The 26402-nt window shown below is 74.5% G+C and carries 25 protein-coding genes; 8 read left to right on the top strand and 17 right to left on the bottom strand.

Annotated elements, in window-relative coordinates:
- Positions 1 to 10: 10 nt before the first annotated feature.
- The 13 genes from KMZ30_RS13335 to KMZ30_RS13395 all read right to left on the bottom strand — a co-directional run bounded on the left by KMZ30_RS13335 (position 11) and on the right by KMZ30_RS13395 (position 12252).
- Entirely contained in the window at positions 11 to 1150 is a 1140-nt protein-coding gene (locus tag KMZ30_RS13335; RefSeq protein ID WP_215513447.1) for a DNA polymerase III subunit delta', read from the bottom strand.
- Positions 1147 to 1791, bottom strand: a complete 645-nt coding sequence (tmk, locus tag KMZ30_RS13340) for a dTMP kinase (protein WP_215513448.1) — start codon at positions 1789 to 1791, stop codon at positions 1147 to 1149. The genes KMZ30_RS13335 and tmk overlap by 4 nt, the downstream gene beginning before the upstream one ends.
- 44 nt (positions 1792 to 1835) lie before the next feature.
- On the bottom strand, positions 1836 to 2468 hold the full coding sequence (locus KMZ30_RS13345; RefSeq protein ID WP_215513449.1) for a response regulator: 633 nt from the start codon (positions 2466 to 2468) through the stop codon (positions 1836 to 1838).
- The gene (locus KMZ30_RS13350) at positions 2465 to 3778 is read right to left on the bottom strand and encodes a sensor histidine kinase (RefSeq protein WP_215513450.1); all 1314 of its coding nucleotides are present in this window, start codon (positions 3776 to 3778) and stop codon (positions 2465 to 2467) included. Before KMZ30_RS13350 ends, KMZ30_RS13345 begins: the two co-directional genes overlap by 4 nt.
- 115 nt (positions 3779 to 3893) lie before the next feature.
- Complete coding sequence (locus KMZ30_RS13355) at positions 3894 to 4502, bottom strand: hypothetical protein (protein WP_215513451.1); 609 nt, start codon at positions 4500 to 4502, stop codon at positions 3894 to 3896.
- Positions 4503 to 4537: 35 nt separating this feature from the next.
- Positions 4538 to 4936: a hypothetical protein gene (locus KMZ30_RS13360; RefSeq protein WP_215513452.1), complete on the bottom strand. Its 399-nt coding sequence runs from the start codon at positions 4934 to 4936 to the stop codon at positions 4538 to 4540.
- A 195-nt stretch (positions 4937 to 5131) separates the two neighbouring features.
- A complete protein-coding gene (locus tag KMZ30_RS13365; RefSeq protein ID WP_226902735.1) occupies positions 5132 to 5929 on the bottom strand; it encodes a MerR family transcriptional regulator in 798 nt (265 codons plus the stop codon).
- A 55-nt stretch (positions 5930 to 5984) separates the two neighbouring features.
- A complete protein-coding gene (locus tag KMZ30_RS13370; protein ID WP_215513453.1) occupies positions 5985 to 6416 on the bottom strand; it encodes a VOC family protein in 432 nt (143 codons plus the stop codon).
- Between the two features lie 183 nt (positions 6417 to 6599).
- Positions 6600 to 7049, bottom strand: a complete 450-nt coding sequence (locus KMZ30_RS13375; protein ID WP_215513454.1) for an SCP2 sterol-binding domain-containing protein — start codon at positions 7047 to 7049, stop codon at positions 6600 to 6602.
- Between the two features lie 115 nt (positions 7050 to 7164).
- Positions 7165 to 9936, bottom strand: a complete 2772-nt coding sequence (gene topA / locus KMZ30_RS13380) for a type I DNA topoisomerase (protein WP_215513455.1) — start codon at positions 9934 to 9936, stop codon at positions 7165 to 7167.
- Positions 9937 to 10070: 134 nt separating this feature from the next.
- Positions 10071 to 10427 (bottom strand): hypothetical protein, encoded by a 357-nt coding sequence (locus tag KMZ30_RS13385; protein ID WP_215513456.1) that lies wholly within the window; start codon positions 10425 to 10427, stop codon positions 10071 to 10073.
- A 125-nt stretch (positions 10428 to 10552) separates the two neighbouring features.
- Positions 10553 to 11362 (bottom strand): ABC transporter permease, encoded by an 810-nt coding sequence (locus tag KMZ30_RS13390; RefSeq protein WP_215513457.1) that lies wholly within the window; start codon positions 11360 to 11362, stop codon positions 10553 to 10555.
- Complete coding sequence (locus tag KMZ30_RS13395) at positions 11359 to 12252, bottom strand: ATP-binding cassette domain-containing protein (protein ID WP_215513458.1); 894 nt, start codon at positions 12250 to 12252, stop codon at positions 11359 to 11361. The genes KMZ30_RS13390 and KMZ30_RS13395 overlap by 4 nt, the downstream gene beginning before the upstream one ends.
- Before the next feature lie 141 nt (positions 12253 to 12393).
- On the opposite strand from KMZ30_RS13395, the gene KMZ30_RS13400 reads away from it, so the two are divergent.
- From KMZ30_RS13400 to KMZ30_RS13415, 4 genes are read left to right on the top strand one after another with little or no spacing between them, the layout of a single operon-like run.
- Positions 12394 to 13575: a sensor histidine kinase gene (locus KMZ30_RS13400; protein WP_215513459.1), complete on the top strand. Its 1182-nt coding sequence runs from the start codon at positions 12394 to 12396 to the stop codon at positions 13573 to 13575.
- Complete coding sequence (locus KMZ30_RS13405; protein ID WP_215513460.1) at positions 13572 to 14240, top strand: response regulator; 669 nt, start codon at positions 13572 to 13574, stop codon at positions 14238 to 14240. Before KMZ30_RS13400 ends, KMZ30_RS13405 begins: the two co-directional genes overlap by 4 nt.
- Before the next feature lie 58 nt (positions 14241 to 14298).
- A complete protein-coding gene (locus KMZ30_RS13410) occupies positions 14299 to 15102 on the top strand; it encodes a dioxygenase family protein (RefSeq protein ID WP_215513461.1) in 804 nt (267 codons plus the stop codon).
- A 49-nt stretch (positions 15103 to 15151) separates the two neighbouring features.
- Positions 15152 to 15925, top strand: a complete 774-nt coding sequence (locus KMZ30_RS13415) for a maleylpyruvate isomerase N-terminal domain-containing protein (RefSeq protein WP_215513462.1) — start codon at positions 15152 to 15154, stop codon at positions 15923 to 15925.
- Here the strand turns inward: KMZ30_RS13415 and KMZ30_RS13420 are convergent.
- The 4 genes from KMZ30_RS13420 to KMZ30_RS13435 all read right to left on the bottom strand — a co-directional run bounded on the left by KMZ30_RS13420 (position 15922) and on the right by KMZ30_RS13435 (position 21181).
- On the bottom strand, positions 15922 to 16605 hold the full coding sequence (locus tag KMZ30_RS13420) for a dienelactone hydrolase family protein (RefSeq protein ID WP_308279801.1): 684 nt from the start codon (positions 16603 to 16605) through the stop codon (positions 15922 to 15924). The two genes, KMZ30_RS13415 and KMZ30_RS13420, sit on opposite strands and share 4 nt — an antisense overlap.
- 30 nt (positions 16606 to 16635) lie before the next feature.
- A complete protein-coding gene (locus tag KMZ30_RS13425) occupies positions 16636 to 16926 on the bottom strand; it encodes a hypothetical protein (RefSeq protein WP_215513463.1) in 291 nt (96 codons plus the stop codon).
- A 12-nt stretch (positions 16927 to 16938) separates the two neighbouring features.
- Positions 16939 to 18690 carry a sodium:solute symporter family protein gene (locus KMZ30_RS13430; RefSeq protein WP_215513483.1) on the bottom strand — a complete coding sequence of 584 codons (1752 nt, stop codon included), beginning with the start codon at positions 18688 to 18690 and terminating at the stop codon, positions 16939 to 16941.
- A 163-nt stretch (positions 18691 to 18853) separates the two neighbouring features.
- Entirely contained in the window at positions 18854 to 21181 is a 2328-nt protein-coding gene (locus tag KMZ30_RS13435; RefSeq protein WP_215513464.1) for a glycosyltransferase family 2 protein, read from the bottom strand.
- 430 nt (positions 21182 to 21611) lie between these two features.
- Between KMZ30_RS13435 and KMZ30_RS13440 the strand changes: the two genes are divergently transcribed.
- The 4 genes from KMZ30_RS13440 to KMZ30_RS13455 form a co-directional block, all read left to right on the top strand.
- Entirely contained in the window at positions 21612 to 21749 is a 138-nt protein-coding gene (locus tag KMZ30_RS13440; protein ID WP_215513465.1) for a hypothetical protein, read from the top strand.
- Positions 21750 to 21799: 50 nt separating this feature from the next.
- Entirely contained in the window at positions 21800 to 23176 is a 1377-nt protein-coding gene (locus KMZ30_RS13445) for a glycosyltransferase family 2 protein (protein WP_215513466.1), read from the top strand.
- The gene (locus KMZ30_RS13450; RefSeq protein ID WP_215520044.1) at positions 23173 to 25317 is read left to right on the top strand and encodes an acyltransferase family protein; all 2145 of its coding nucleotides are present in this window, start codon (positions 23173 to 23175) and stop codon (positions 25315 to 25317) included. Before KMZ30_RS13445 ends, KMZ30_RS13450 begins: the two co-directional genes overlap by 4 nt.
- The coding region (locus KMZ30_RS13455; RefSeq protein WP_215513468.1) for an acyltransferase family protein at positions 25314 to 26402 on the top strand (1089 nt) is incomplete at its 3' end. The genes KMZ30_RS13450 and KMZ30_RS13455, both read left to right, overlap by 4 nt.

Consider the following 26402-nt stretch of genomic DNA (forward strand, 5'->3'; position numbering starts at 1 on the left):
CCCGGTCGGCTCAGCGGGGCAGACGCAGGGAGAGCGCCATCGCCTCGAGCGCCAGCAGCGGCGCGACGTTGGCCCCGATGCGCTCGCGCGCCGTGCCGACGGCGTCCATCGCCTGGAGGAGCTGCTCGGGCGTGAACGCCTCGGCGACGCGGGTGACGACGGCCCGGCTGTCCTCGTTGACGAGGGCGGCGCCGGCGCGGGTGCGGTGCACGAGCGCGTCGCGGTAGACCGACAGCAGGTCGACGAGGGCGCGGTCGACGACGTCGCGGGTGAAGCGCGTGGCGCGCGTCTTCTGCTCGCGCTCGAGCGCCGCGACCTGCGAGCGCACGTGCGGCGGCTGCGTCCGCGCGGTGGGGTCGGCGCCGAGCACCTCGAGCAGGCGGGCCCGCTCGGCGGCGTCGCGCTCCCCCGACGCGGCGGCCGACTCCTCCTGGGCGATCGTGACGATGTCCTGCGCGGCCCCGACGGCCTCGCCGACCGAGACGATCTTGCCGGCCATGGACACGACGTCGTGGCGGCGGATGCGGGCCTGCTCGTCGCGGGCGAGGCGGCGCGCGAGCCCGACGTGCGACTGCGCGGCGCGGGCGGCGTAGAGCGCCATCGAGTGGTCGACGCCGTCGCGGCGCACGAGGAGGTCGGCGACGGCCTCGACCGACGGCGTCCGCAGCCGTACGTGCCGCGAGCGCGAGCGGATCGTGATGATGACGTCCTCGACCGACGGCGCGCAGAGCATCCAGACGGTGCGCGGGGCCGGCTCCTCGAGCGCCTTGAGGAGGGCGTCGGCGGCGCGCTCGGTGAGCCGGTCGGCGTCCTCGACGACGATGACGCGGTAGCGGCCGACGCTCGGCCGGTGGGCCGCGAGCTGGACGAGGTCGCGCGCCTGCTCGACCTTGATCGAGAGCCCCTCGGTGGCGATGACGTCGACGTCGGCGTGCGTGGCGTCGAGCGCGGTGCGGCACTCGCGGCACTCGCCGCAGCCGCCGCGCGGGCAGAGCAGCGCGGCCGCGAACGCCCGCGCGGCGACCGACCGGCCCGAGCCCGGCGGCCCGGTGAAGAGCCACGCGTGGGTCATCGACGCCGGGTCCTGCACGGCCCGCTCGAGGACGGCGACCGCGGCCTCCTGCCCGATGACGTCGCGCCAGACGCTCACGGCGCTCCCCCGTCGACGGCGTCGAGGGCCCCGGTCGCGCGGACCCGGTCGAGGACGGCCGCGTGCACCGCGTCGGGCGGCTGCGTGCCGTCGACGACGAGGTAGCGCTCGGGGTTGCCGCGGGCCATCGCGAGGAAGTGCTCGCGGATCGCGGCGTGGAAGGCGTCGGCCTCCGCCTCGAGCCGGTCGTGGACCTCGCCGCGGCGCCGGCGCCCCTCGGCGGGGTCGACGTCGACGACGACCGTGAGGTCCGGGACGAGGGCGTCGACGGCCCACATCTGCAGGTCGTGGACCTCGGCGGCCCCGAGGTCGCGCCCGGCCCCCTGGTAGGCGACGGAGGAGTCGGTGTAGCGGTCGGTGAGGACGACCTGCCCGGCGGCGAGCGCCGGCCGGATGACCAGGTCGACGTGGTGGGCCTTGTCGGCCGCGAAGAGCAGCGCCTCGGCCCGCGGCGAGACGTGGTCGCCGTGCAGGACGAGGTCGCGGATGGCCGCCCCGAGGTCGGTCCCGCCGGGCTGCCGGGTCACGAGGACCTCGCGACCGTGCGCGCGCAGGGCCTCGGCGAGCAGCCCGACCTGCGTCGACTTGCCCGCCCCGTCGCCGCCCTCGAAGGCGATGAAGACCCCGTCCCGTGCGCTCACGCCGCGAGCCTAGGCCAGCGCCCCGACGGTCGTCCCGGCGCGGGTCAGGGGGTGGGCAGGTGGTCGCGCGCCCAGAGGGCAGCGCTCGTGCGGTCGACGACCCCGATCTCGCGGAACACCCGGCCGAGGTGCGCCTTGACGGTGCGCTCGGTGATGCCGAGGGCCCGCGCGATCTGCTTGTTGGCCAGGCCCTGCGAGACGAGCCGGAGCACCTCGGTCTCGCGCGGGGAGAGCCCGACGGCCTCGCCGTCGCGCACCGGGTCGCCGGTGCCGGGCAGGAGGGCGGCCGCGACCCGCGGGTCGATCGGGACGTGTCCCTGCGCGGCCGCGCGGACCGCCGCGACGAGGTCGGCCGGCTCGGAGTCCTTGAGGACGTACCCGATGGCCCCGGCGGCGAGGACCTCGCGGACCCGGTCACGGTCGGAGAAGCTCGTGAGGACGAGGACGCGGGTGGCCGGGAGCGCGGCCAGCACCCCGCGGGTGCCCTCGACCCCGTCGAGGACGGGCATCGAGAGGTCCATGAGGACGACGTCGGGCTCGGTGCCGACCGCCGACTCGACCGCCTCGGCGCCGTCGCGGGCCTCGGCAACGACGGTGATGTCGGGCTCGGCGTCGAGGAGCGTGCGCACCCCGGCCCGGACCAGCTGGTGGTCGTCGGCCACGAGCACCCGGATCATGCGCGCACTCCCATCGGGCCGTCGAGGTCGAGGCGCCAGTGCGTCCCGGCGCCCAGCGAGCTGGCCACCCGCAGTGTCGCACCCGGGACCGACGCGGCGTCGGCGATCAGTGCGGTCCCGAGGTGCCCGGGCTCGGGGTCGGCGAGGACGGCCTCGACGTCGAAGCCGAGCCCGTCGTCGAGGACCTCGAGCTCGACCGTGCCCGGGCCGGTGCGGTGCAGCGACACGACGACCTCGGCGGGGCCCGCGTGGCGGGCGGCGTTGCGGACGCACTCCTGCGCGACGCGGTGGACGAGCCGCTGGGCGTCGGCGGTGAGGGCGAGGTCGGCCTCGGGGTCGGTGTCGAGCCGGACGACGACGCCGTCGGCCCGGACGGACGTCGCGAGGTCGGTCAACGCGGCGACCACCCCGGCCCGCGACAGGCTCGGCGGGTGCAGGTCGACGAGCAGCGTGCGCAACGAGCGGATGCTCGCGCGCACCGCGGTCGCCGCGGCGTCGAGGTCGCGGGCCAGCGCGCTCTCGCCGCGGGCCGCGGCCGTCGCGGAGGCGCCGGAGACGGTGAACGAGGTGGCCGCGAGCTCCTGGACCGGGCCGTCGTGGAGGGTCGCGGCGATGCGCCGGCGCTCGACCTCCGAGGCGTCGACCGCCCGCTGGAGGAAGGCGACCTGGCGTGCCTCCGCGCTGCGGACGCGCTTGAGCAGGGCGAGGACGAGCGGGGTGACGATGAGGACGAAGAGCACGAGGCTGCTCGCCGTCACCCCGGCGAAGCCGCGCCACAGCTCGCCGGTGCGGCTGGCCACGGGGTCGTAGGAGACGTAGATCTCGAACAGCGCGGTCTCCCCTTCCGGCATCCACACGGGCCGGTAGACCTCGACGAGCCGGTCGCCCTGCTCGAACTGGTTCTCGGACGCGTCGAGCTCCGAGACCTCCGCGACGGTGGTGGGACCGTCGAGGGCCTCACGCTGCCCCTCGTCGAGCGCGAACGTGCGCCCCACGAGCTGGGGCTCGTCGGCCCACAGGACGTAGCCGTCGGGCCGCCAGAGCTTGACTCGGACCACCGTCTCGCGGTCGAGGCTGCGCTCCAGCGTCGCCCCGAACGCGTCGGCGGCCGCGGGGTCGCCGGCCATGAGCTCCTCGGTCATCGCCGGCTGGACCACCGCCTCGGCGATGACCCCGGCCATCGAGGCGGCGTCGTTGACGGCCTCGCGCTCGGCCAGCTGCCGGGCGGCGAGGGAGCCGAGGACGCCGACGAGGACGAGAGCCGCGAGGACACCGAGCGCGAGCTGGGCGAGGACGCGGCGGGGGTGCACCGGAGCCTCGGCTGCGTCGAGCGCCGCCGGGCGGGAGACCGTGACCCACACCGGTTCCGGGCACGGAACGCCCCCGGCCGGGGCAGGGACCTCGACCGGGGACGGGACCGTGGGATCAGTCGTCGGATCCGTGCCCACCCGAGTCCCCACCGTGGTCGTCGCCGGCGTCGTGGCCGGAGCCGTCGTCGCCGCCGTGCCGCGAGCGGCCCGAGTCGTCCGAGCCGGAGTCGTCCGAGCCGTGGCCCGAGGAGCCGCTGGAGGAGTCGTCCGCCCCGCTGTCGTCGGAGCCACCGCCGTGGGAGCGGCCGCTGGTCGAGCTGCTGCCGCTGGAGCTGCTGCCACCGGAGCGCTGGCGGCCCGAGCGGTGACCGGAGCTGCTCGAGTCGTCGCCCGACCGGACGCGGTCGCCGCCGTGGTCGTCGTTCGCGTCGTGGTCGGCCGGGTCGTCGGAGGTGCCGCGCGGGCGGTCGCCACCGTGGTCGTCGTTCGCGTCGTGGTCGGCCGGGTCGTCGGAGGTGCCGCGCGGGCGGTCACCGCCGTGGTCGTCGCCCGCGTCGTGCGTGGCCGGGTCGTCGGAGGTGGCCGACGGCGACGGGCTGGAGCTGACGCTCGAGGGCGCCCGGACGGGCAGCCGCTCGGCGAAGGAGGCGTTGCCGAGCACGCCCAGGAGGGCGGGAGTGACGGCCACGGCGGCTCCGAGGGTGATGAGGGCGATGCGTCGCACGGTCCTGGTCCTTTCGTGGAGTGTGACAGGTGCGGTCAGCCGGCGAAGACGACTCGGGCGGAGCAGGTCTGCCCGGCGTGCGTCGCGACGGCGGTGATGGTGTCGGTGCCGGCGCGGTTCGCGATCCGGCGCGCAACGGTGAAGGAGCCGCTCGGCGCGACGGTGACCGCGGTGCCGGAGCCGACCTTGGTGCCGTTGTCGCGGAGCGTCCAGGCCCAGCTCTGGCCGTTGCGGTTGGAGTCGACCTCGAGCTCGACCTGGACCCGGCCGTTGTCGGCCTTGGCCTTGAGCTTCCACGTGGCGCCCTGGCTGCAGGTGCCGGAGGCCTTGGACTCGGGGGACTTCGCGAAGGTGGCGGGGGCGGCGCCGGCGACGAGGGCGGCGGCGACCGCGGCGGTGGCGGCGACCCGGGACAGGGACTGCGTGCGGATCATGGGGTGCTCCTGGTACTGAGGTGGGCCGCTCGTCGGCCCGATGACGAGAACGGTGCCCGTGACCGATGGACACCCACCATCGGGCTTTGGTCCTAGTACCTCCCCGCCCTCTCCCCCCGGTCGACGGAACAGGACACGCCGCCGGCACCGGGGTGCCGGCGGCGTGTCCTGTGCGCTCGACGGGTGGAGCGGGCCTCAGCCGGCCGGGCGCTCGTGCCGGTCGGCGTTGGCGTGGATGGCGTCGCGCACGTACTGCGCGAGGCCCGGCGCCTGCTCCTCGTAGGTGGCGGTGAACCGCGGGTCGGAGACGTACATGTCCCCGAGGCTCCGGTGGAAGGCGTGGTCGAGGTCGTAGAACCAGCGCTCGATCTGCACCCGGTGCGCCTCGGCGGCGTCCATCGCCCGCTGCGAGGTCGGCGGCTCGCCGGCCCGCAGCGCGGCGACGAGCTCCGCGTTGACCCGGTCCTGCTCCTCCTTGACCGCCTCCCAGTCGGCCTTGGTGTAGGAGTCGGTGCGGCGCTTGGACTGCCGCCAGGCGTCGGTGTCGCCCCAGCGCTCCTCCGCCTCCTGCTGGTACTCCTCGCGGAAGCCGTCCCCGAAGAGCTCCCTGAGGTCCTCGGTCGTGGCGGGCTGCTCGGTCATCTCTCGCTCCAGTGCTCGGTCGATGGCGTGGACGAGCTCCTCGAGCTCGCCCAGCCGGGACACGACCGCGGCGCGCTGGCGGCGCAGGTGCTCCACGGGCGTCCCCTCGCCGTCGAGCAGGGCGCGCACCTCGTCGAGGGGCAGGTCCAGCCGGCGGTAGGTGACGACGGTCGCGAGCCGGGCGAGGTCCGCGTCCGTGTAGAGGCGGTAGCCCGCGGGGGTGCGGCCGGACGGGACGACGAGACCGACGGCGTCGTAGTGGTGCAGCGTGCGCACCGTGACGCCGAAGGTCTCGGCGACCTGCCCGACCGTCAGCTCCATGCCTGCAGTGTGCTGGCTCGTCGTGGTCATGGCACCACAGTGGGGCCTCACGTCGCGTGAGGGTCAAGCCGGTTCGGGCACGGGCTCAGGACAACGGCGCGGTGAGCTCGAGGTTGACGTCGTCCGGGTCCTGGAAGGAGAGGATGGCGATGCCGGCGTCCGCCAGCTCGACGACCTCTCCGTGCGTGATGCCCGCACCGTCGAGCTCCCGGGAGGCGGCGTCCAGGTCGGCGCGCGAGTCCACGGCGAAGCTCACGTGGTCCAGGCCGGTGACGTCGGAGCGGAATGCCTGCGAGCCGACCGGCCGCAGGCCGAAGAGCGTGCCCTGGGGGGTCTGGTAGACGACGCCGCCGTAGAACTTCTCGGGGGCGTCCTCGAGACCGGGCTCGCCCTGGTGCTCGCGGGCGTCGACGGCCTTCGGCCAGCCGAAGACCCGGTCGTAGAAGTCGACCGAGCGCTCGATGTCGGTGACGGTGAGGCGGACGTGGGCGTAGCCGGAGCTCGTGACGAGGGACATCCCGCCACGCTACGTCGCGCCACCGCCGAGATCGCCCGCAGCGACGAGGTCCTCTTCCCACGCGTCACCCGCGTATCGGGTCACCCGATACGGGCGCGCTCCACCCCGGAACCGTTCCCGGGTGAAGCGCAGGCGTATCGGGTCACCCGATACGCGTGGTGCGTCGGGGCGGCCGGAGGGCCCTCAGGCCTTGGGGGTCTCGAACCAGTTGGCCAGCGCGGTCGCGAGGCCGAGGTCGCCGCGGGCCTTGATCTTCCCCATCATGAACATCATCGCGGGGTTGCCGGTGCCCGAGATGAGCTTGAGGAACTCCACCGGGCCGGCCATGAGCGAGAGGTCGGGCTCGGCGGTCGGCGCCTTCTCGACGGTGCACGAGCCGCGGTCGACGACGACGGCGTAGGTGTCGCTGGTGTCCCCCGGTCCGCCGGTCACCCGGAAGTCGATGCGCGCGGTACGGTCACCGGCCTTGTCGGCCCGGAACTGCTCGGGGAAGCGCCCGAAGACGGCGTCGAGCATCGCCGTGCGGTGCTCGCCGGCGAACGCGTCGCGGATCTCGCCGTCGGAGGCCCGCTTCACCGCCGCGACGAACTCGGCGGGCGAGGCGGTGGTCAGGGTCTGCGGGTCGAAGGCCATGCCTCGAACCTACTGGCCGGTAACCCTGGCCGCAATCGGGGTCGAGGGCGCGAGCGGTCGCCGGGACGACCACGAGCGCCCTCGGCTCCGGAGAAGAGGCGGGGGCGCGGCCCGGTCAGGCCTCCTTGGCGGTGGTCTTCCTCGTCGTGGCCTTCTTGGCCGCGGTCTTCTTCGTCGCGGTCTTCTTCGTCGTCTTCTTGGCCGTCTTGCGCGCCGTCTTCTTGGCGGGGCCCTTGGCGCGCTTGTCGGCGAGGAGCTCGTACCCGCGCTCGGGCGTGATCTTCTCGGGGTCGTCGTCCTTGCGCAGGGTCGCGTTCGTCTCGCCGTCGGTGACGTACGGGCCGAACCGCCCGTCCTTGACGACGACCGGCTTGCCGGACACGGGGTCGGTGCCGAGCTCGGCGAGCGGCGGCTTGGCCGCGGCCCGCCCACGCTGCTTGGGCTGGGCGTAGATCGCCAGCGCCTCCTCGAGCGTGATGTCGAAGAGCTGCTGCTCCGTCGTCAGCGACCGCGAGTCGCTGCCCTTCTTGAGGTAGGGCCCGTAGCGACCGTTCTGCGCGGTGATCTCGACGGTGCTGCCGTCCTCCTCGGTCGCCGTCCCGACGACGCGCGGGAGCGACAGCAGCCGCAGCGCGGTGTCGAGCTCGATCGTGCCGAGGTCCATGTCCTTGAAGAGCGACGCGGTGCGCGGCTTGACCTTCGACTTCCCCTTGCCCTGCTCCTCCTCGGGCAGCACCTCGGTGACGTAGGGGCCGTAGCGGCCGGCCTTGGCGACGATGTCGCGCCCGGTGTCGGGGTCCTGGCCGAGGACGCGACCGTCGTCGGCGGCGCGCTCGAGCAGCTCGCGGGCGATGGCCGGCGTCATCTCGTCGGGGGCGATGTCGTCGTTGATGGTCGCGCGACGCGGCTGTGCCGCAGCGGAGTCCGCGGCGGCGGCGTCGGTGACCTCACCGGTCGACGGGTCGACGCCGGCGGGCACGACCTCCTCGACGTACGGCCCGTAGCGGCCGACGCGCACGACGACGCCGTCGCCGATGTCGATCGTCGAGATGGCCCGGGCGTCGATGTCGCCGAGGTCCTCGACGAGCGAGCGCAGCCCCTCGGCCGAGCTCGCCTCGTCGCCGAAGTAGAAGCGGCGCAGCCACGCCGCTCGCTGCTCGTCGCCGCGCGCGATGGCGTCGAGGTCCTCCTCCATCGAGGCGGTGAAGTCGTAGTCGACGAGCCGCCCGAAGTGCTCCTCCATGAGGCGGGTCACGGCGAACGCGAGCCACGACGGGACGAGCGCCGAGCCGCGGTTGGAGACGTAGCCACGGTCCTGGATGGTGCCGATCGTCGAGGCGTAGGTCGAGGGCCGGCCGATGCCGCGCTCCTCCATCGCCTTGACGAGCGTCGCCTCGGTGTACCGGGCCGGCGGCGAGGTCTCGTGGCCGTTCGCCTCGGCGCGCTTGACGTCGAGGCGGCGCCCGGCGCCGAGCTTCGGCAGGCGGCGCTCGTCGTCGTCGCGGGTGCGGGCGTCGTCGCGCCCCTCCTCGTAGGCGGCGAGGAAGCCGCGGAAGGTGATGACGGTGCCGCTGGCGGACAGCTCGACCTCGCGGGCCGGGGCGCCGTCGCGCAGCGTCGCGGCGAGGCGCACCGACGCGGTGGAGCCGCGGGCGTCGGCCATCTGCGAGGCGACGGTGCGCATCCAGATCAGCTCGTAGAGGCGGAACTCCTCGCCGCGCAGCTCGCCCGCGACCTGGGCCGGCGTGCGGAAGCGGTCACCGGCCGGGCGGATGGCCTCGTGCGCCTCCTGGGCGTTCTTGACCTTCTTCTCGTAGCGGCGCGGCGCGTCGGGCACGGAGTCGCCCCCGTACATCTCGCGCGCCTGCTGCCGGGCGGCGGTGAGGGCGGTGTCGGACAGCGCGGTGCTGTCGGTCCGCATGTAGGTGATGTAGCCGTTCTCGTAGAGCCGCTGGGCCACGCGCATCGCGTTGCGCGAGTTGAGCCGCAGCTTGCGCGAGGCCTCCTGCTGGAGGGTGCTCGTCGTGAACGGGGCGCTCGGGCGGCGCGTGTACGGCTTCTCGGAGACCTCGGCGACGGTCACCTCGGCGGTGCGCAGCGCCTCGGCGATGCCGGTGGCGCGCTCCTCGTCGAGCTGCACGGAGCGCTCGCCCTTGAGGGTGCCGTCGTCGGCGAAGTCGCGGCCGGTCGCGACGCGCTTGCCGTCGACGCCGGTGAGGCGCGCCGTGAAGAGGTCCTCGTCGGCGCCGGGGGTGACGTCGGCGTCGACGTCCCAGTACGAGGCGCGGACGAACGCCATCCGCTCGCGCTCGCGCTCGACGACGAGGCGGGTGGCGACGGACTGGACGCGCCCGGCGGACAGGCCGGCCTTGACCTTGCGCCAGAGCACCGGCGAGACCTCGTAGCCGTAGAGGCGGTCGAGAATGCGGCGGGTCTCCTGCGCGTCGACGAGGGCGACGTTGATGTCGCGGGTCTGGTTGGCGGCCCGCTGGATCGCCTCGCGGGTGATCTCGTGGAAGACCATCCGCTTGACCGGGACCTTGGGCTGGAGGGTCTCGAAGAGGTGCCACGCGATGGCCTCGCCCTCGCGGTCCTCATCAGTGGCGAGGTAGAGCTCGTCGGCGTTCTTCAGGAGGGCCTTGAGCTCGCGGACCTTCTTCTTCTTGTCCGCGTCGACGACGTAGTACGGGTCGAAGTCGTCGTCGACGTTGACCCCGAACTTGCCGAACGGGCCCTTCTTGATCTCCGCCGGCATCTCGCTCGGGGTCGGGATGTCGCGGATGTGGCCGACGGAGGCCTCCACGTCCCAGTCGCTGCCGAGGTAGCCGGCGATGGTCTTCGCCTTCGCCGGGGACTCCACGATGACGAGCTTGCGTCCGGATGCCATGCCTCACACCTGCCTGTTCCGTCGGCCACGTGCAGCGGATTCGTCGCTGCTCGGACGTGGTGACGGCCCGACGGTAGCGCTCCGGAGCCACCGCCCGCACACCCGGGTCGCCGGCGGACGGCGCCCGGGGAGCCTCAGCGGTGGCTGCGGTGGAGCTGCGCGAGGACGGCCGCCGCGGCAACGAGCCCGATGACGAGGACCGGGACGTAGGTGGCGGCGGCGCTCGCCCACGCCAGGGCGACGAGCCCGCCGGCCACGACGACGAGCAGCGCGGGGACGCCCCGGCGGGGGGCGGCGCCGGCGCCGAGCGTGTACGCCACGCACGCCCCGACTGCGACGATGACGGCGATGAGCGGCGCGACCGACGGCAGGCCCCGCAGCAGCAGCGCGGCGGCGGCCGCGGACGAGACGACGACGAGGGCCAGGACCAGGCCCCTCGTGACGTGCTCGGTGGTCGTGGACGGAGCAGGACGCTGCAGCTGGTCGGTCACGAGGTTGCTCTTTCGGCGAGGCCGGGCCCCCTACAAGCCCGATCTGTACCCCTCACGCTAGGGCACGCGACGGGGGCGGCGCGGGCCGTTTCGCGGAAACCCGCGACGCGACCCGCGCCCGCCCCTCAGGCGATCTCCTTGCGGGTCACCCGCCAGGTGCCGACCGCGACCGGGAGGGCGACCCAGACGAGGACCGAGGTGCCCAGGTGCGCCCAGTCCTCGCCCTGCATGGTCCCGGCCATGAGCGGCTCGGTGACGAGCGAGAGGTCGATCCACGCGGTCACCCGCTGCGCCCCCTCGGTGAGCCCGCCGACGATGCTCAGGGCCACCGGCAGGACGAACGACGCGGCGATGGCCAGCGGCGTGTTGAGGAGGAGCAGACCGAAGCCGACGCCCTGGACGAGGAAGACCAGGAGCGCGAGCGCGAGCCCGAGGGCCAGCGCGCCGGGGACACGCCACTCGGTGGCTCCGCCCCCGACGAGCGAGCCGACGAGCCGGGCCAGCGCGACCGCGGCCGCCGTGGTCACGAGGACGACGAGCCCGAGGACGACGGCGGCGAGCGCCTTGGCCCCCACGACCCGGCCGCGGTGCGGTTCGAGGGCGAAGGTCACGAGCCCGGTCCGCTGGGACCACTCGGCGGTGGCCGCCATGATGCCGAGGACCGGCAGGAGGACCGAGAGCGGCAGCGCGGCGAGCCCGAGCAGGCCGGCGTACGAGGAGTCCTTCGCCGAGCCCCAGACGAGGAACGCGACGACGAGGGCGACGGCGATCCCGGCGGTCACGCCGAGCAGCCAGCGGCCGGCCCGGGTGTCGACGAGCTTGCGGACCTCGACGCGGACCAGCCGCGCGAGCGGGACACCGGGCCGTCCGGTGCGGCCGGCCGCGGGGGACGCGGCGCGCGCCGACGTCCCGGGGCTGCGGGTCGCGGTGCTCACGCCGCCACCTCCCGCGCGTCGTCGGCGGTCAGCCGGAGGAAGAGCTCCTCCAGCCCCTGCGCGCCGTGCGGCCGCAGGTCGGTGACGACGACCCCGGCGGCCAGCGCGGCCCGTCCGACCACGGCGGGCTCGACGTCGACGACCACCCCCTCCGGGGTCCGGGTCACCTCGTGGCCGGCGGACCGGAGGGCCGTGGCGAGCGCGGCGTCGTCCTCGGACGACACGCGCGTGCCCTCCCCGGCGACGAGCTCGGCGACGGCTCCGCTCGCGACGACCCGGCCTCGCCCGATGACGACGACGTCGTCCGCGACGGCCTGCACCTCGTGGAGCAGGTGCGAGGAGAGGAGGACCGCGCCACCGCGGTCGGCAAAGCCGCGCAGCAGGGTGCGCATCCAGTGGATGCCCTGCGGGTCGAGGCCGTTGGCGGGCTCGTCGAGGACGAGCACCTCCGGCTCGCCGAGGAAGGCCCCGGCGAGGCCGAGGCGCTGGCGCATCCCCAGGGAGTAGGTGCGGACGCGCCGGCCGGCCTCGTCGTCGCTCAGCCCGACGAGCCGCAGGACGTCGTCGACGCGGCTGCGCGGGACGCCGATGGTCAGCGCGGCCAGGACGAGCGCCTCGCGCCCGGTGCGGCCGGGGTGCTGGGCGGAGGCGTCGAGCATGACGCCGACGTGGGCGCCGGGGTCGACGAGGTCGCGGTAGTCGCGACCGAGCACGGTGGCGTGGCCGCTCGTCGGTGGGGTGAGGCCGGTGAGCATCCGCATGACGGTGGACTTGCCGGCGCCGTTGGGGCCGAGGAAGCCGGTGACCGACCCCGCCCGGACCTCGAAGGTGACGCCGTCGACGGCCGTGACGCGGCCGTAGCGCTTGGTGAGGTTCTCGACTCTGATCATGGCTCCAGCCTCGGGGCGGGTCGGGGTGCGCCGCATCGCCCGGCGGTCTGCTCCGGGGTAGACCTCGGTCTACATCCGTGGCGGGCCGAGGCGGACCTCCGGCCGACGCGGCGCCCCACCGGCCGCTCCTAGAGTGGCCGGATGCCTCCCGCGACGCCCGCCCCCCGGCTCTCCTGGTGGGGCCACGCGTGGCGCGTCGTCGTCGTGCTGCTGGCGAGCCTCACCCTCTGGGTCCTCACGCTCGAGTCGCTCGAGGACGCGGGGTTCGCCGACCACCCGCTGACCGTCTGGGTGCTCGTCGGCGACCCCGTGCTCTGCCTGCTCCTCGTCGTCCTCGTCGTCGTCGCGCGGCGTCGGCTGCCGCTGCCGGTCGCGCTCGCGACGGCCGCGCTCACCGCCGTCTCGCCGATGGCCTTCGGGCCGGCGACGCTGGCCCTCTGCTCGCTCGCCACCCGGCGACGCCCGCGCGAGCTGCTCCTCGTCGGCGGCACCACCGTCGTGGCCGCCCTCGTGTTCGAAGCCGTCTACCCGGAGCCGAGCCCCCTGCCGCTGTGGGCCGCCGGGCTGGTCGTGTCCCTCTTCGTCGCGGTCGTGCTCGCCGTCGGGTGGTCCGTGGGCACCGACCGCGAGCACCTCGTCACCCTCCGGGACCGGGCCGAGACGAGCGAGCGGGAGCAGCACGCCCGGGTGGCGGCGGCCCGGTCCGCCGAGCGGACCCGCATCGCCCGCGAGATGCACGACGTCCTGGCCCACCGCATCTCGCTCGTCGCGATGCACGCGGGCGCACTGACCTACCGGACCGACCTCTCGGTCGAGCAGCAGGCCGAGGCGGCCCGCACCATCGAGGAGAACGCACACCTGGCGCTGCGCGACCTGCGTGACGTCCTCGGGGTGCTGCGCGCCGACGCCGTCGACGCGACCCTCGCGCCGGAGCGGCCGCAGCCGGGGCTCACCGACCTGCCCGACCTCGTCGCCGAGGCCCGGACCGCCGGGACCCGCCTGACCTACGAGGACCGGACCGAGGGCGAGGTCCCGGCGACGACCGGCCGGACGGTCTACCGGCTCGTGCAGGAGGCGCTGACCAACGCGCGCAAGCACGCCCCCGGGTGCCCGGTCACGGTCTCGGTCGAGGGGCGGGCGGGGCGCGCGGTCGAGGTCGTCGTCAGCAACCCCGTGCCGCTGGGCGCCGGGGCGGCGCTGCCCGGGGCCGGGCTCGGGCTGCTCGGTCTCCACGAGCGGGTCGACCTCCTCGGTGGCGTCCTGCGGCACGGGCCGGAGGACGGCCGGTTCGTCGTGCGGGCCTCGCTACCGTGGGCGGCATGAGCACCGCCACCGTCCGGGTCGCCCTCGTCGACGACGACCCGCTCGTGCGCGCCGGCCTGACGATGATCCTCGGCGGCGACCCGGCGCTCGAGCTGGTCGGCGAGGCGGCGGACGGCGCCGACGCCGCGGACCTCGTGCGGCGCACCCGTCCCGATGTCGTCCTCATGGACATCCGGATGCCGCGGCGCGACGGCATCGCCGCGACGGGTGACCTGCTCGCGCTGCCCGACGCCCCGAAGGTGCTGGTGCTCACGACCTTCGACGCCGACGAGATGGTCCTGCGGGCGCTGCGGGTCGGCGCGCACGGCTTCCTCCTCAAGGACACCCCGCCGGCCCGCCTCGTCGAGGCGGTGCACGCGGTCGCGGCGGGCGAGCCGACCCTCTCGCCACGCGCGACGACCGCGCTCATCGCGGCGGTCGCCGGGCGCGACGGCGGGGACGCCGTGGAGCGCCGACGGGCCGGGGCGCGGCGGGCGCTGTCGTCCCTCACGGAGCGCGAGCGCGAGGTCGCGCTGGCCCTCGGGCGCGGCCAGAGCAACCTCGAGATCGGTGGCGCGCTCCACCTGAGCGTCGCGACCGTCAAGGCGCACGTCGGGCGCATCCTCACCAAGCTCGGGCTCGAGAACCGCACGCAGGTCGCGATCCTCGTCCACGACGCCGAGTAGGGAACACCGGCGGGCGGCATGTGGTTGAATGTTCAACAACTTGTCCGAGGAGACCGCCATGACCGACACCACCGCGTCGAGCCGCCCGCCCGTGCTCTACCTCAGCCACGGCGCCCCGCCCCTGGCGGACGACGCCCTGTGGACCTCGCAGCTGGCCGGCTGGTCGTCGGACCTCCCCCGCCCGGACGCCGTCCTCATGGTCTCGGCCCACTGGGAGCAGGCCCCGGTCTCGGTCTCGGCGACGACCGGCGACGTGCCGCTCACCTACGACTTCTGGGGCTTCCCGCAGCGCTACTACGACGTCACCTACGACGCGCCGGGTGCGCCCGAGGTCGCCCGCTCGGTGGCGCGGCTGCTGGCCCCGGCCGGCGAGACGCTGCACCAGGACCCGACCCGCGGCCTCGACCACGGCGCGTACGTCCCACTCAAGGAGATGTACCCCGACGCCGACGTGCCCGTCGTCCAGCTGTCGATGCCGACCCTCGACCCGCACCGCCTCTTCGACCTCGGCCGGCGCCTCGCCCCGCTGCGCGACGAGAACGTGCTCATCGTCGGGTCCGGATTCACGACGCACAACCTCGGCTGGTTCGACCCGCGCGCCGGGTCCGACGCCGCACCGCCCACGCCGTCCGCGGAGTTCGACCACTGGGCCGCCGAGACGGTCGCGGCCGGTGACGTCGACGCCGTCCTCGACTTCCTCGCCAAGGCCCCCGCGGCCCGCGAGGCGCACCCGCGCACCGAGCACTGGGCCCCGCTCTACGTCGCGCTCGGTGCGGCGTCGGTCCACGGCGACACCGCCGGGACGAGCGTCATCGACGGGTTCTGGTTCGGCCTGAGCAAGCGCTCCTGGCAGTTCGCCTGAGCCGGACGGCCCCTCGCGCCCACGTGCGCCGCGACGGCACACTGGCGGGATGACTGCCGTCGACCTCGACACCCACCTCGCCGGGCTCGCCGACGCCACCGACCGTCTCGTGCGGTGGGCCGGCGAGACGGGCCCGGAGGCCGTCGTCCCCACCTGCCCAGACTGGACCGTCGGTGACCTGGTCGTGCACCAGGGCGCCGTGCACCGGTGGGCGACGGCGATGCTGCGGGGCGGCGACCCGCGCGCGGTCGACATCCCGGACCTCGAGCCGGAGGGGCGCGCCGCACCGGACGTGACGGCCTGGCTGCGTGCGGGCGCCGACGAGCTGCTCGCGACGCTCGACGACGCGCCGGACGACCTCGAGGCCTTCACCTTCCTGCGCGAGGCGCCGCCGGCCCGCCTGTTCTGGGCCCGCCGCCAGCACCACGAGACCGCGGTGCACGCGCTCGACGTGCTCGCCGCGCGCGAGGGGCGGGCACCGACGGCGGACGACGCCTGGTGGACCCCCGCGGTGGCGGCCGACGCGGTCGAAGAGCTCCTCGTCGGCTTCTGGCCGCGCCGCGGCAGGGGCCCTCGCGCGGAGGGCGACCCGTACGAGGCGCTCGTCTCGGCCGCGGACACCGGCGACCGCTGGCTCGTCGCCGTGGGCGCCGACGCGACGACCGCCCGACGGCTCGCGCCCGCCGACGGGGCACCGGGCGGCGCGGCGACGCTGGCCGGTCCGGCCGTCGACCTGCACCTCGCCCTGTGGAACCGCGGCGGCGTCGTCGAGGACCCGGACGGCCTCCTCCCCCGGTGGGCGGACCGGGGCCGCGTCGTCTAGCCCGCCGGGGCGCCGAGGTGCTCGGCGAGGAAGGCGTCGATGCGCTCCCACGCGTCGGCGGCCGCCACGGGGTCCGGGCCCGCGTGCAGGACCAGGCGTGTCACCGGGGCCATCCACCACGGCGCCGAGTCGGTGGGGTTGAGGAACGAGTGCCCCGCGCCCGGGTACTCGCGGACGTCGTGCGGCACCCCGCGGGCCGCCAGGGCGACCTCGAGCTTCTCGGCGGCGCCGCTCAGGCTGCGGTCGCGGCCGCCGTAGCTCGCGACGACCGGACAGGCGCCGTCGAGGGCCTCCGGCGTGCTCGGGAGCATCCCGTAGTTGACCGACGCGGCGTCCCACCCGGGTCGCGGCGCGAGGGCGAGCGCGAAGGCCCCGCCCATGCAGAAGCCGATGACGCCGACCCGGCCCGTGCAGCGCTCGTCGCCGACGAGCTGCGCTCGGGCGGCCTCGACGTCGTCGAACGCCGGGCCGTGCCCGCGCCGCAGCGCCGTGAAGGTCGCCCGCAGACAGGCGGAGCGGCGCCCGCGCGAGAAGAGGTCAGGGGCCAGGGTGAGGAACCCGGCACCCGCCATCCGGTCCGCGAGGGCGCGCATGTTCTCGTCGAGCCCGAAGGCCTCGTGGACGAGCACGAGCCCCGGCCACGGGCCCTCGCCCACGGGGACGACCATGTGGGCCGGCACGTCACCGACCCTCGTCACGCCGCCCACGGCTCAGTGCCCGGCGCGCGGGCGCTTCTTGGGCGCCGGGCGGGTCGGGTCGTCGGTGACCTGCTCCACGTCCTCCGGGACGACGACCGGCCGCAGCCGGGACCACGCGACGAACCCGAGCCCGACGACGAGCAGGGCGAGGCCCGCCCAGAGGTTGGCGTTGGGCCCGCCCGTCTTGTCGGTCTCGGGGTCGGCGAAGATCCCCATGCCCGTGAGGATCACGCCGTAGATCGCGAGGAGGCCACCGATGACGTTGCGGATGTCGAAGGCTCCGGCCGTGTGCTTCTCTGCCATGACGACTCCCGGTCAGAAGAGGATGTTGAGGACGACGACGATGCCGAGCGCCACGCCGGCGAGCGGCACGGTGCGGCGGTACCACGGGTAGGACGCCTCGTTCGGGTCCGTGCGGGTCTCCACCGGCGTCTCGGAGTACACGAGCCCGACGAGCTGCTCGACCGGTTTCGGCTGCGTCACCATGGTCACCGCCACCGACACCGCGATGTCGACGACGAAGGCCGTGGAGGCGGCCACGAACGCCGCGCCCTGGCCGGAGAGGGGGAGGACCCCGAGCGAGGCCGACCCGAACGCGTCCTCGCTGAGGAACGCGACGACCACGGCGGAGAGCGTGCCCGACACGAGCCCGCTCCACCCGGCGGCCGGGGTCATCCGCTTCCAGAACATCCCGAGGATGAAGGTGGCGAACAGCGGCGCGTTGAAGAAGCCGAAGAGGGTCTGGAGGTAGTTCATGATGTTGCTGAACGAGCTCGCGATGAGCGCCGTGAAGATGGCGATGACGGTCGCGCCGATCGTGGCCAGGCGCCCGATCCTCAGGTAGTAGTCGTCGGACCGGTCCTTGCGGATGTAGTTCTCCCACAGGTCGTAGCTGAAGACCGTGTTGAACGCCGAGATGTTGGCCGCCATGCCGGCCATGAACGCGGCGAGCAGGCCGGTGAGGGCCAGCCCGAGGAGGCCGTTGGGCAGCACGTCACGCATGAGGTAGAGCAGCGAGTCGTTGTAGGCGACCCCCTGCCCCGAGGCCCCGCCGGGTGGGCTGCCCCCGTTCTTCAGCTCGACGATCTCGGGGACCAGGACCGCGGCGATCATGCCCGGGAAGATCGTGAGGAACGGGACGAACATCTTCGGGAAGGCCCCGATGACCGGCGTCTTGCGGGCCGCCGCGATGGAGTCCGAGGCCATCGCGCGCTGGACCTCGACGAAGTTGGTCGTCCAGTAGCCGAAGGAGAGGACGAAGCCGAGGCCGAAGACGATCCCGATGACCGACAGCACGGGGCTGTCGAACCCGGTGAGCGCCTGACCCGGCCAGGAGCTCAGCTGCTGCTCGGCGGGCGGCACCGCGGCCTCGGCCGGTGCGTTGGCCGCCATCTCGGTGATCTTGTCCTTGAGCCCCCCGTAGCCGCCGACCCGGTGCAGGCCGATGAGCACGAGCGGCAGGAGGCTCGCGACGATGACGAAGAACTGGAGCACCTCGTTGTAGATCGCCGCCGAGAGACCGCCGAGGGTGATGTACGAGAGGACGATGGCCGCGGCGACGGCCAGCGCGATCCACAGCGGCCAGCCGAGCAGCGCGTGGACGATGGAGCCGAGCAGGTAGAGGTTGACACCGGCGATGAGGAGCTGGGCCACGGCGAAGGAGATCGCGTTGACCAGGTGTGCGCGCTTGTCGAACCGGCGGAGCATGAACTCCGGCACCGAGCGGACCTTGGAGCCGTAGTAGAAGGGCATCATCACGATGCCGAGGAAGAGCATCGCCGGGATGGCGCCGACCCAGAAGTAGTGGACGGTCGAGATGCCGAACTGGGCGCCGTTGGCGCTCATGCCCATGATCTCGACGGCGCCGAGGTTGGCGGAGATGAACGCGAGGCCGGTCACCCAGGCCGGCAGGGAGCGGCCCGACAGGAAGAAGTCGACCGAGTCCGAGACCGAACGCCGCGCGATGAGGCCGATGCCGAGGACGAAGACGAAGTAGACGACGAGGATCAGGTAGTCCACCGGGCTCGCGTCGATGAGCGTGTCCGCGGCCGGCAGCGCCGCCGGCACCCCCTGGACCAACGCCTGTGCTCCTGCAGCGACCACGACCACCACCAGCTCCTCGTCGAGGGTGACGCCGGGCCCGACGCCGCCCGCCACGCTAACGCCTGCGTGGGGGCGTGCGGGGGCCGGGTGACCGGCGGTTTCGGGGGGTCGGCGGTCGCGCGTCGGGTCAGGCCGCGCGCCGCGCCGCCGGCGCCGGGAGGGCCCGCCCCGAGCGGGGGGTGACGATCCAGTCGTGCGCGCCGGTCAGCTCGCGGACGTGCGCGACCCGGGCGACCGCGTTGCGGAACTCGGTGTAGAAGAACATCCCCGCGAGCAGGTAGCCCACGAACCACAGCGGCCGACGGCGCAGGGCGGGCGTCGCGTTGAGCCACGCGAAGAAGGTCTGGGCGGGAGCGGTCGACAGGGGCACGAGCACCGCGAGCACGAGGACCGTCGTCACCGGCACCTGCGCGAGGTCACCGTCGACCCGCCACAGGGCGTGCAGCGCGAGAGGGAGGCTCAGCTGCCCGACCCACGGGGCCAGCTCGCGCCAGCGCAGGAGGTAGAACATGCCGATGCGCTGGCGACGCGTGAGCGGGACGGTGTTGCCGACCGAGCGGGCGTGCCGACGGGTCACCTGGAACCAGCCCTGCGCCCAGCGCAGTCGCTGCCACCACAGGGCTCCGGGGGTCGTCGGCGCCAGCTCGTGCGAGACGAGCCCGGCGTCGTAGACGATGCGGCCGCCGTCGGCGATCAGCCGGACGCTGGAGTCGATGTCCTCGGTGAGCATCGTCGAGCGCAGCCGCACCCGCCGCAGGACCGCCGTGCGCCAGTAGCCGTTCGAGCCGCCGAAGACCGCGAAGCCGTGCAGGCGCGAGCGGCCGGGGTGCGAGACGCCGTAGATGTTCTCGAACTCGACGGCGACGAGCCGCGCCGTGAGGGAGGCGTCGCCGTTGCGGACGACGCAGCGCCCCTGGACGACGTCGGCGCCGTCGGCGATCCAGCGCCAGGCCCGGTCGAAGGCGTCCGGCGCCGGGTGGTGGTCGGCGTCGAACACGCCGACGACCTCACCGGTCACGTGGGCGAGGGCCGCGTTGACGTTCTGCGCCTTGGAGGTGCTGCCCTCGACGCACAGGAGGAGCAGCCGGGGGTCGGTGCGGGCGAGGTCCTCGAGCACGTCCTCGACGGGGAGGCGGTGGGGCCGGTTGTAGGCGAGGACGACCTGGAGGTCCCGGTGGTCGCTCGCGAGGACCGAGCGCAGCGTCTCGACGACGGTCGCCGCCTCGTTCGGCAGGTAGGCGGCGACGACGGCCGACATCCGGGGCGCGGGTCCCGCGGGCGCGGCCGGGAGCCGCGGGCGCCGCAGCGCCGCGAGACCCTCGAGCCAGAGGCTCAGCGTGGTGACGCCCATGAAGACGACGACGAGGCCGAACACGACGTCGGCGACGGGGCGCCCCAGCCGGTCCGCCACGACGAGCCCGACGAACGGGAGCACGACCCCGAGCAGGACGGTGAGGGCGAGCTGCAGCGCCGCGGTGGTGCGCCGACGACGAAGGCGACGCAGGCGCGGGGCACGGCGACGGCGGGCGGCCCGCTCCCCCTCCGGTTCCATGCCCGGGTGCCAGGCCCGGGCCCGGAGGTCGAGCTCGTCCCCCGCGAGGTCGTGGGCGGTCACGGCACGCTCCAGCAGCGCCGCGGGGCGCAGCCCCGGCTCGGACCGCGCCCAGCCGACGACCGGCGTCAGGTGCACGGTCTCGCCGGCGACCTCCGGGGCGAGCGACGTGAGCCGCGCGGACAGCTCGGCCAGCCGGTGCTCGACCCACTGGTCGTCGCGGTCCTTGAGGAGCAGGAGCACGCGCCCCCGGGCGTCGCGGGCGGCGAGCTCGGACACGACCGCGGCGTCGACGACGACCCCGGCCACGACCTGGAGCGCCTCCTCCGCCGCGTGCCCGCCGAGCCTGCGCCGCAACGCGTCCCGCTCGGCGATGTCGATGACCGCGACCGCCGCCCGCAGCCGTCCGGGCTCCGGCGCACGGCCCTCGCGCTCGACCTCCGCGCGCAGCTCGGCCTCGCTGACGAGGACCCGGCCTGCGCGCACCGAGGGTCCGTCCCCGACGCGTCGCACGACCGACGAGACGACCTGCCGGGCCCGCTCCCGGGCGGCGAGGTCGTCGTCGCCCGCCCCGGCCGGCACGGCCACGACGGGCAGCTCGCGCAGCCCGAGCGCCGCCAGCCGGCGGCCGAGGACGTGCACCGGTGCGGCGTCGTCGCGGACGACCCACACGACCGCCGCGGCGTGCTCGTCGCGGACCAGCGCGACGGCGGCGCGCCAGCCGTCGTCGTCGGGGACGCCCGGCCCGGGGACCGCCGACGACACGACGGCCCGGGCGCCCAGCCGGGCGAACCGGGACGTCAGCGCGTGCGTGAGGGCGGGGTCGACGCCACCGCCGAGGACGACGACGGCCGGCCCGGAGTCGGCGCGCGCACGGCGCGCCGGGCCTGGGTAGGTGTCCATGAGGGCTCCCTGCGGTCGAGCAGCGACGAGTCAGTTCCCCTGCGTCGCAGCAGATTCCGAGTGTTCATTCTGCGCGTCGCCGTTGACCCGGGGGAGCTGCCGGCCGGACGGGCCGGGCGGAGGTCCCCTGCGTCGACCATCGAACAGGCCGGCTGAGGACGCTGCTGTTACGGCGTGTGTCCATCGCGTTAATTCTCCGACCGGGGGTCTTGCCCCGCGTGGCGCCGAGCGGCACGGTGTGCTCCAGACCCGCAGCGCTCCGCCCGACGCCGCCGGAGCCGCGGGTCGCGCCGACCAGAGCCGTGCGGCGCCGCATCCCGTTCCGCCGGAACGGCTCCCACCGCAGACCCGTGGCCCGACGACGCGCCCCCGGTCCGCTCCTCCACCTCGTCCGCCGGCACCCGGCCGGCCCTCCTCGCCCGGAGCAGCCATGTCCTCTGCGCTCAGCCGCGTCCACTCCCTCGTCGACGCCGTCGTCTTCGGCAACGGCTGGCTCGCCCTCGGCGGGCTCGTGCTCGTCGTCGGTCTCGCCGTGGCCGTCCGGCTCCTCTCGCCGCTCCGCGTCTGACGCGACCCCGCCCCTCGCCCGAAACCCCCTCTGCCGGAACAGGACCCTTCATGAGCTTCGGACTCGGCTACCTCACCTACGGCGTGGCGATGCTCGCCCTCCTCACCGGGCTGCTCGTCAACCACCTCGCCTACGCGGCCAAGCTGACGAACTTCGCCCTGTGCTTCACCTTCATGTGGTGCCACCTCGCGCTCAAGGCGGTCGCCAGCCTCGCCGCCAAGCGGCACGTGGCCGACCCCGACGTCGACCTGTCGCTGCTGCGCGTCGACGTCGTTGTGCCGGTCTACAACGAGGACCCCGCCCTGCTCGCCGCGGGCCTGCGCAGCCTGGCCCGGCAGACGCGCCTTCCGCGCGCCGTGTGGGTCGTCGACGACGGGTCGCAGCGTGACGGCGAGCCGTTCCTCGTCCTCGAGTCCGACGAGGTCCGCGAGGCGACGGCCGAGCTCGAGCACGCCGGGATGACCGTCCACCGCCACCGCCACCACAACCAGGGCAAGCGGCACGCCCAGGCGGTCGCGTACGCCCGCTCCGACGCCGACGTCTTCGTGACGGTCGACTCCGACACGGTGCTGCGGGCGGACGCCGTCGACCGGCTGCTCGTCCCGTTCTCCCGGCCCGACGTCATGAGCGTCGCCGGGACCGCGGTGGGGCAGAACCACACCCAGAGCCTGTTCACGCGGATCGTCGAGATCGGCTTCGTCATGAGCTTCATCCAGGGCCGGATGGCCGAGGGCGCCTTCGGCTCGGTGCGGGTCAACTGCGGCATCATCGCGGCGTACCGGGGCGAGGTCCCGCGCCGCAACCTCGACCGGTTCCTCGGGCAGCGCTTCCTCGGCCGGCCGGTGCGCGCCGGCGACGACCGCATCATGACGCTCTTCGCCAAGGAGCTCGGGCGCTGCGAGTACCAGCCCGACGCGGTCGCGTACTCCGCTCTCCCGTCGAAGTTCTCGCACCTCGTCCGGCAGCGCCTGCGGTGGTGCCGCTCCTTCTGCTGGGGCACCCTCTGGCTCCTCCGCCGACCGGTGACGAGCGCCGACTTCTGGTTCACCTTCACCCAGGTGCTCGCCCTCGTCATGTACGGCGTCGCGATGGTCGCGGCCGTCCCGGGCGTCCTCCTCGGGGCGATCAACCCCGCCCTGCTCTGGTCCACCCTGCTGACGGCCGCCGGCATCTCGCTCGCCTCGCACTTCCGGTACGTGCTGCTCGCGCGCCAGGACGAGCCCCTCGCGAACCGCCTGATGATCTGGTGGGTCAGCCCGCTGGCCAGCGTCCTCAGCATGCTCGTGCTGCTGCCGCTCTACTACGTCGCCGTCTCCTCGCCCAAGCCCCAGCGCACGTGGGGGACCCGCAAGAAGGTCGAGGTCGGCCTCTACCCCGCCGGCGCCGGGCTGGAGCCGGCCACCGCGGGGACGGGGGCGACGGCATGAGCGTCATCGACCTCGTCGGGCCGTCCCGCACGGCCACCGGCCCGGACCTGGGGCGGGGGTGGCTGCGGGGGTACCGCCCCGACATCGAGGCCCTGCGCGCCCTGGCCGTCGTCCTCGTCGTGCTCTACCACGCAGGCGTGCCCTTCCTGAAGGGCGGCTACGTCGGCGTCGACGTCTTCTTCGTCATCTCCGGCTACCTCATCACCCGCCACCTCCACACCGAGCTGCTCACCCGCGGCCGGATCAGCCTCACCGACTTCTACGCCCGCCGCATCCGCCGCCTGCTGCCCCTGGCCACCCTCGTCACCCTGGCCACCCTCACCGCCACCTGGCTCATCGCCTCCCCCCTCCAGGCCCGCCGCACCGCCACCGACGCCCTCTGGTCCACCCTCTTCGCGATGAACATCCACCTCGCCAACAGCGGCGTGGACTACCAGGCCAACCAGGACCCCTCACCCCTGCAGCACTACTGGTCCCTGGCCATCGAGGAGCAGTTCTACCTCCTCTGGCCCCTGCTCATCACCACCGCCGGCCTGGTCTGGCTCCGCCGCCGCCACACCCCACGCCCCACCCCCAGCACCACCCTGCTCCTGAGCGTCCTCACCCTGGCCACCGCCGCCTCCCTCGCCTACGCCGTCCACACCACCGACATCGCCCGCTCCCTGGCCTACTTCGCCACCCCCGCCCGCGCCTGGGAGCTCGGCATCGGCGGCATCCTCGCCATCGCCGCCCCCGCCCTGGCCCGCACCCGCCTCCTGGCCCACACCCCCACCACCACCCTCCTGGCCCTCACCGGCCTGACCGCCATCACCACCAGCGCCCTCCTCTACACCGACACCACCCCCTTCCCCGGCACCGCCGCCCTCCTGCCCGTCCTGGGCACCACCGCCACCCTCACCGCCGGCCTCCACCACGCCACCCCCCTCGAGACCCACCTCCTGGACACCCCCCTGCCCCAAGGACTCGGCCGCATCTCCTACGGCCTCTACCTCTGGCACTGGCCCCTGCTCACCCTCGCCCCCACCTACCTCGACACCACCCCCACCCCCCTGCAGACCACCGCCACCCTCGCCCTGGCCCTCTGGCTCTCGGTCGTGTCGTACGCGGTCGTCGAGGCGCCGGTCCGCGACGTCGTCCGGCTCCGCCTGCCGGCCCGGCGCACGGTGGCCGGCGGGCTGGCGCTCGTCGCGGTGACGTCGGTGGGGGTCGTCGGGTCGGCGTCCCTCGTGCCCGACGCCCGCGGCACCGGGCGGGCCGCCGTCGCCCTCACCGACGGGCTCACGGCGCTCGACTCGGTGGCCACGGGGGCCCAGGTCGTCCAGGTGCCCTCCAACCTCACGCCGTCGCTCGACGTGGCCGCCGCCGACGACCCCGCACGGGCCCTGCCCGCGGCGGCGCACTGCCACACGACGCTGCTCGAGACGACGCTGAGCGACGACGGCAGCCCCTGCGTCTTCGGCGACCCCGAGGCGTCGACCACCGTCGTCCTCGCCGGGGACTCCCACGCCTTCCAGTGGCTCCCGACCCTCGACCTGCTGGGTCGCCAGCGGCACTGGCGCGTCGTGTCGATGACCAAGGGCGCGTGCCCGCTCTACGACGTGGCCCTGGAGAACCAGACCCTGCGGCGCGACTACCGAGAGTGCTACACATGGCGCGAGCGCGTCCTCCAGCGCATCACGGCGGAGCAGGCCGACCTCGTCGTCACCAGTGGCGCCGTGTTCTCCTCCCGCGGCGACGCCTTCGCGACGGCGTGGGCGCAGGGCGTCGGCGCCACCGTCTCCGGTCAGCGGGCCGCGGGCCGGGCCGTCGTCGTCCTCGAGGACACCCCGTACCCGGGCAAGGACGTCCCCGAGTGCCTCGCCGCCCACCTCGACCGCGCCACCTCGTGCACCCCGCCGCTCGACGACGCGCTGAGCGACCCGGTCCGGCGCGCCGGGACCCGCGAGCAGGCGGTGGCCGCCGGGGCGGTCGTCGTCGACCCCGTCCCGTGGTTCTGCACGAGCACCCGCTGCGCGGTCGTCGTCGGCGACACCCTCGTCTACCGCGACAACAGCCACCTGACCGCCACCTACGCCCGCGCCCTCGCCCCCCAGCTGGCCGCTGCCCTGCCCGCCCCCTTCGGTCCCGGGAGGACCTCGTGACGACCCTCGCCGCCCCGTCCCGCACGGCCACCGGCCCGGACCTGGGGCGGGGGTGGCTGCGGGGGTACCGCCCCGACATCGAGGCCCTGCGCGCCCTGGCCGTCGTCCTCGTCGTGCTCTACCACGCAGGCGTGCCCTTCCTGAAGGGCGGCTACGTCGGCGTCGACGTCTTCTTCGTCATCTCCGGCTACCTCATCACCCGCCACCTCCACACCGAGCTGCTCACCCGCGGCCGGATCAGCCTCACCGACTTCTACGCCCGCCGCATCCGCCGCCTGCTGCCCCTGGCCACCCTCGTCACCCTGGCCACCCTCACCGCCACCTGGCTCATCGCCTCCCCCCTCCAGGCCCGCCGCACCGCCACCGACGCCCTCTGGTCCACCCTCTTCGCGATGAACATCCACCTCGCCAACAGCGGCGTGGACTACCAGGCCAACCAGGACCCCTCACCCCTGCAGCACTACTGGTCCCTGGCCATCGAGGAGCAGTTCTACCTCCTCTGGCCCCTGCTCATCACCACCGCCGGCCTGGTCTGGCTCCGCCGCCGCCACACCCCACGCCCCACCCCCAGCACCACCCTGCTCCTGAGCGTCCTCACCCTGGCCACCGCCGCCTCCCTCGCCTACGCCGTCCACACCACCGACATCGCCCGCTCCCTGGCCTACTTCGCCACCCCCGCCCGCGCCTGGGAGCTCGGCATCGGCGGCATCCTCGCCATCGCCGCCCCCGCCCTGGCCCGCACCCGCCTCCTGGCCCACACCCCCACCACCACCCTCCTGGCCCTCACCGGCCTGACCGCCATCACCACCAGCGCCCTCCTCTACACCGACACCACCCCCTTCCCCGGCACCGCCGCCCTCCTGCCCGTCCTGGGCACCACCGCCACCCTCACCGCCGGCCTCCACCACGCCACCCCCCTCGAGACCCACCTCCTGGACACCCCCCTGCCCCAAGGACTCGGCCGCATCTCCTACGGCCTCTACCTCTGGCACTGGCCCCTGCTCACCCTCGCCCCCACCTACCTCGACACCACCCCCACCCCCCTGCAGACCACCGCCACCCTCGCCCTGGCCCTCTGGCTCTCG

It is taken from the genome of Phycicoccus mangrovi, assembly GCF_018729305.1.
GTDB lineage: Bacteria > Actinomycetota > Actinomycetes > Actinomycetales > Dermatophilaceae > Phycicoccus > Phycicoccus jejuensis.